Origin of the sequence: Actinacidiphila oryziradicis, assembly GCF_005047355.1 — a bacterium.
In the GTDB taxonomy this organism is placed as follows: Bacteria; Actinomycetota; Actinomycetes; order Streptomycetales; family Streptomycetaceae; genus Actinacidiphila; species Actinacidiphila oryziradicis.
Genome location: NZ_SUMC01000227.1, coordinates 1 through 5,091 on the forward strand (window position 1 = coordinate 1; position 5,091 = coordinate 5,091).

Below are 5,091 nucleotides of genomic sequence, written 5' to 3' on the forward strand. Positions count from 1 at the left end.
TGGAAGTCGACGCTGACCCGCGACGACACGCGGGCAAATCGCCAACACCACCCAAAGGACGAACCGGGCCGAATCACCAACCCCAGCCGATCACCCCAAGCCGGCGCGCGCACGTGAATGATCGAGGCTGGGGACCGGTTCGATCAGGTCGACGAGTCGTTGGCGCTCTTCGATGCCATCGGCCGGCTGCCCCACAACCAGCTCGATGTGACCGTCCTGGGGTACCTGTGCGGCATGGACAAGGCCACCATCGCCCATGTCCTGGGAGTTTCGCCCGCCATCGCGCGCGCGTTCGACCACCATGCCCGGGGGACCCTGGACGGAACCCGTGATCCCCACGACGACTACCCGGGAGCGATCGCCCCGTGACCTCGATTGACCAGCTTCTGTCCCGTGCCCTGCTGCTGAGGCACCCCAACGTCCCCGCCGACGTGGTCCCCTACGAGGACGTCGCCTACCCGGCCGCCGACCTCGACGATGGCGCGCTGTGGCCGGAGGTCAGCCGGGAGCCGGTCGAGGACACCGCGGCGCTCGACCTGCAGACTCTGTGCGAGACCGTCGTCACCCAGACCGCGGCCACGTCGCTGAGCGACTTCGTCACCGAGCAGCTGCCGGCGCCGCGCGGTGCCCGGGTGCTGGGCTGCATCCTCCAGCTGGCCGACGCCGAAGACGGTGCCCGCTTCTGGTGGCAGTACGCCGCCGGCGCCGGCGACGACGCCGCTTCGTACTGCCTGTACCTGCACCACCTCTCCCTCGGAGAGACCTACGCCGCCACCTGGTGGCGCCAACAGACACGCATCGACACCCAGCCGGCCCCCGAAGCCTTCCCCCTGCCCTGCGGACCCCACCACGAGGAACAGGCCGAAGACCTCGCCCCTGGACTCCAGTACTCCGACCGTCCTGCGCGTCCTGAGCCGATTGCTCAGCACAACTGGTCGGCACAGGAATGAACGTGTGCACGCCGTCATGGACTACGTGCCCGGAGCCGTGGCCGCCGGGTACGTCAGCAACCCGGACATCGAGATCCCGCTGCCGGGCCCGGACTTCGCCGAACACATCGCCGTCATCCTGGCCGCCGCATCTGCGCTCGACACAGCTGCCGTTCACAGGCGCCAGGACGGGGCGCCTCCGCGTCCGCTGCGCCGCCGGCGGCGACCTTCGGGCACCGCACCGTTGTCCGAACCGACGGACCACGTGCGAGTGAATTCCCCCGGGCCTGAGCAAGCGGTGCGCGGCGGCCATAGATGACATCTGGCGCTCGCTGCCCGGCAAGCTTCGCTCGCGGGCCGCGCTCGGCCTGGAGCCCGGCGCCGTGGTGAGCGAGCGGCAGCTGGGGTTGCTGCGCGGCGAGGGTCGGCGCCCGGACGCGGACCGGATCGAGGCCGAGTTCCTGGCGGCGGGGGAGTGCGGCGGCCGCCGCCTGCAGCGCGTCGCCGTCCGGGTCGGCGGCGTCGAGTTGCGCGCGGCGGTTGATGACGCACTGGATCAGGTGCCGCTCTGAGTCCAGCAGCGGGCGGCCGGCGGTGGCCCGCAGACTGGCGAGCGTCGTGGTGTAGGCGGTGATCGTCTCGGCCGGATGCCGCAGTCTGCAACTCAGTTGGATTCGGCGACCGTCCTGCCGGGTCTGCGGGGCAAAGCGCGGCAGGTATCGCAACCTGCGTCCACGGGTCCCAGTGGGTGGGTGTGGCGCGTGGGCCGTATGCCGGGCGCGGGCGGACTTCTGGCCGAGTCCGAGCCTGGCCAAGATGGTGCTGGAGGGAAGTAGGGCCGTCGCCGACGACGCGCTGCCCCGGCTGCCGCCTCGTGGCACCGGCCGGGCGGTCCTATCCACGGAGGGGGCAACCGTGGATAGGACCACCCGGCCGGGGTCGGCCCCCGCAGCGGGGGGGCTGGGGGGCCGACCCGAGCCAGGTTATGGATCTTGGCTGGGTTACGGGAAGGGATGTGGGCAACTCTTCACCACCTGCGACTACCGGTAGTTAGATAGTGACGAAAAGTGGGCAATCTCCCGCCGATCGAGGTGGGGTGCGGGCGGAGGCGCTGTCACCGGATGACCCTGGCGAAGGTTCGGGCCGGGCTGGAGGCGGTGACCGACGCGGGCGTGCTGCAGGCGGCGCGGGACCGGTCGGCCCCCGAGCGGGCTGCCATCGTCGCCACACACCGCCGGTCCGCGGTGGCTTCAGGTGTCGGGGGAGACCAGGTGGCGCCAGAGGCGTTCGAGCCGTGGCCGTCGCAGCGCCGGAATCGGGGTCGCGTTCGACCCGGGCATCCGGTCGGGGACGAGGTGCCCGCAGCACTGGCAGGGTTTGGGGTCAGGCACGGTTGACCGATCGCGTGATGCCGGTGGCGATGGTGGTGGCGAGGATCCAGCCGGCGGCGGTGAGGACGTAGCCGACCCATTGGGTGCCGGGGGTGGGGGTGAAGGCGGAGCCCTGGCCGAAGTTGACGACAGGGAGGAGGTGGTCGAGCGTGAAGACGACCGGGTTGAAGGTCTCCGGGCTGGCGGGGTCGTTGCGTACGGGGTGGTGGAGGGAGAAGACCACGGAGCCGGCTGCCAGGAGGCCGAGGAGCCAGAGGGGGGCGCGGGTCGGGCGGTAGCCGTAGCCGACGGTGGCGTCCTGGACGGCGCCCCAGAGGCGGGCGTACCAGGGGAGTATGCGGTGGCGGGCACGTTCCTTGGCGAGGAGGACGGTGCGGGCCTCGTTCTCGTGGCCGAGGGTGCGGTAGGCGAGGGCGAGTTGCTCGAAGGGCTGGGGGGCGTAGCCGGAGCGGTCGTGGGTCAGCCAGCGGAGCCGCTCGGGGGCGGGGAGCGGCCTCTCGAAGCGGTCGTAGCGCAGGCCGTCCAGGCGCAGGTCCGCCGGCCAGGTCTCCGGGTCGTCCCGGATGACGCCGAGCGAGGCGTGCCGGAGGTCGACGCAGCCCTCGGGGGCGTCGGTGGTGCGCAGGTCGGTCTCCCTGGCCTGGGTCTGCCACAGGCGCAGGACGGTCCGGCCGGGGCCGGCGGTCAGCCGTGCGTCGCGCAGATTCAGCTCGCCGCCCACCCGTACGGACGTGAGCGCGGTACGGCCTTCGGCCTCGAAGCCGCCGGTGAGGCGCAGGCTCCCGGCGACCTCCAGGCCGTACGCACGCAGCGCGGTGCCGCCGGGGTTGCTGAGCCGGGCGCCCCAGAGGCGTACGCCGCCCGCAACGGTCGCGCCGGGAAGCCGCAACTCACCTTCCGTACGCATGCCGTTGCCGATGATGTCGCCCTCGACCCGCATACGGGATCCTGCCAGGGCGGTGCCGCCGGGATTGGACAGCCGCGCGCCGGTCATGTCGAGGTCGCCGCCGACCTGTGCGCCGCGCAGGACCACCTCGCCGCCCTCGGCGGTGAAGCCGTCGCGCAGCCAGATGTGGTCCTCGACCTGAACCCGGTTGGCCGCGAGAGCCGGGCTGTCGGTCGCGCCGAACAGCCGGGCGCCGTCCAGCTGGAGGACGCCGGTGATGTGGGCGGCGTCGAGCCGGAGCAGGCCGGTGAACCGGGAATCGTTGAAGCGGGCGTTGCCGTCGATGGAGGCGTTGGCCGCGTTGAGTCGGACCAGGTGACACCGCTTGACGCTGAGCTGGCGCGTCCGGGCGCCGTAGAGGCTGATCGGGTCCGCGAAGTAGCAGCCCTTGAAGGTGAGGCGGTACGGGATCTCGGAATAGTCGAGGTCGAGCCCACCGTAGACCCGGACCCCAGTGAGCCTCAGTGCCGGCACCCGGCCGGGGACGGGGGCACCCGGGCCGCCCCCGAGCAGCAGCAGCGCCAGCACGGCGGCCCGGACCGTGCGCGCCGGGCCCCAGGCGGCGCTGTTCGCCGGGTCGTCGACCTCCGGATCACCGGCCCGGAGGTCGACCTCCTCGCCCCGCGCGAAGGCGTCCCGTATCTGTCGTTCCGTCGGAGTTAGATCCTCTTCCCGCACGCGGGGAAGGGTATCCGCCGTACGGATCAACAAACCTTCGCCAGCGGACTCTTGGCACCGCTCGCGGCGAAGTAGAGCAGCCGCTGGAACCGGCGGACGGTCTCCATGCCCTTGCTGATGATGAGCAGTTGGGCGGCCCAGAGACCACTTCCAGGCCGCTGTGGCCCAGCAGGTGCGTGCTCTCGTGGAAGTTCCTGGGCCCGCTGTAGCGGGTGAGGCGGGCGACGATCGCACCCGCCGCCGCACTGGTCTGGGCGCCGTACCAGAAGTGGCGACGACCGCCCGCACCAGCGCCGGGACGTTCGCGCCGAAGGTGCCGAAGGAGGCCCGCGCCAGCACGGGGTAGGGCACGCCTGTCCTGACACCCGCCCTTGCCGATCAGGAACTTCCAGGTGTTGCCAGCGACGAGGATGTTCGGAGCGGGCTTTGGGGTCGTGTTCGGACGCCACGTGCGCGGTCGCGATCAGGGTGAGGTGAGAAGGATTCCTAATTCTCGGAGGGATTCGAGGTGGCGTGCTATGGCGCTGGCTTGTGTGGGGTCGCGCAGTAGGATTCCGCATTCGAGGTTCTTCTCGAACCCGTAGCCCGTGAGATTGGCGCTGCCGATCAGGGCCACGTGCCGGTCTACCACGATGATCTTGGCGTGCAGTGCGGCGCCTGGCTCCCGGTTCCCGATCGGCCAGCTCCACTGAGAGACTCTGTCGGGGATCTTGAGATTTCTTGATCATTGCCCTTGGCGCCACCAGCGGGGGCGGGGTAAGTCGTTCTCGTCGAGGTACTGCTGGAACGCCGTCGGTGAGCGGGGGCGGTAGGTGGAGTCTGCCGGTTCCTGGGTGCTGAGGCGTTCGATGTTGACGGCGATCGCGGTCAGGACGTGCTGGACGTGGGCCTTGGCGACGCCGTGGTAGCGGCGGCGGCGCATCCGGTGGCCGTTGACCAGCTCGTTCATGGTGCCCTCGATGCCGGAGCGTGAGGCGTAGAGCCGCTGCCACTGCGGGTCCTGCTGGTCGGAGCGGTTCTGGGCCTGGAGTTCGTGGAGGTGTTGGGGGAGGAAGTTCACGGTCCGTGCCGCCCCGGAGGTGCACGAGGGCTTTTCGGGGCACGGCCCGCACTGCCGCTTGTCGAACCGGACCACCGTGAAAGGGGC

7 protein-coding genes are annotated in these 5,091 nt (G+C 70.9%); 4 read left to right on the forward strand and 3 right to left on the reverse strand.

Annotated elements, in window-relative coordinates:
* Positions 1-117: 117 nt before the first annotated feature.
* The 4 genes from FCI23_RS53850 to FCI23_RS53865 all read left to right on the forward strand — a co-directional run bounded on the left by FCI23_RS53850 (position 118) and on the right by FCI23_RS53865 (position 1,501).
* The gene (locus FCI23_RS53850) at positions 118-369 is read left to right on the forward strand and encodes an RNA polymerase sigma factor (RefSeq protein WP_136731501.1); all 252 of its coding nucleotides are present in this window, start codon (positions 118-120) and stop codon (positions 367-369) included.
* Positions 366-950, forward strand: coding sequence for a hypothetical protein (locus tag FCI23_RS53855; protein ID WP_136731503.1), 585 nt, complete (start codon positions 366-368; stop codon positions 948-950). Before FCI23_RS53850 ends, FCI23_RS53855 begins: the two co-directional genes overlap by 4 nt.
* 4 nt (positions 951-954) lie before the next feature.
* A complete protein-coding gene (locus FCI23_RS53860; RefSeq protein WP_136731505.1) occupies positions 955-1,248 on the forward strand; it encodes a hypothetical protein in 294 nt (97 codons plus the stop codon).
* A 67-nt stretch (positions 1,249-1,315) separates the two neighbouring features.
* The gene (locus tag FCI23_RS53865; RefSeq protein WP_136731507.1) at positions 1,316-1,501 is read left to right on the forward strand and encodes a hypothetical protein; all 186 of its coding nucleotides are present in this window, start codon (positions 1,316-1,318) and stop codon (positions 1,499-1,501) included.
* An 811-nt stretch (positions 1,502-2,312) separates the two neighbouring features.
* On the opposite strand, the gene FCI23_RS53870 is transcribed toward FCI23_RS53865, so the two are convergent.
* The 3 genes from FCI23_RS53870 to FCI23_RS53885 form a co-directional block, all read right to left on the reverse strand.
* Positions 2,313-3,944, reverse strand: coding sequence for a hypothetical protein (locus FCI23_RS53870; RefSeq protein ID WP_136731509.1), 1,632 nt, complete (start codon positions 3,942-3,944; stop codon positions 2,313-2,315).
* Between the two features lie 463 nt (positions 3,945-4,407).
* Entirely contained in the window at positions 4,408-4,653 is a 246-nt protein-coding gene (locus FCI23_RS64515) for a phospholipase D-like domain-containing protein (protein ID WP_136731511.1), read from the reverse strand.
* Between the two features lie 15 nt (positions 4,654-4,668).
* Positions 4,669-5,091 (reverse strand): transposase (locus FCI23_RS53885; protein ID WP_211265891.1); only part of this gene is annotated, 423 nt, incomplete at its 5' end.

Bases quoted from the DNA above. Each gene is read 5' to 3' on its own strand.
- FCI23_RS53850 (WP_136731501.1), top strand. From the start codon at position 118: ATGATCGAGGCTGGGGACCGGTTCGATCAGGTCGACGAGTCGTTGGCG.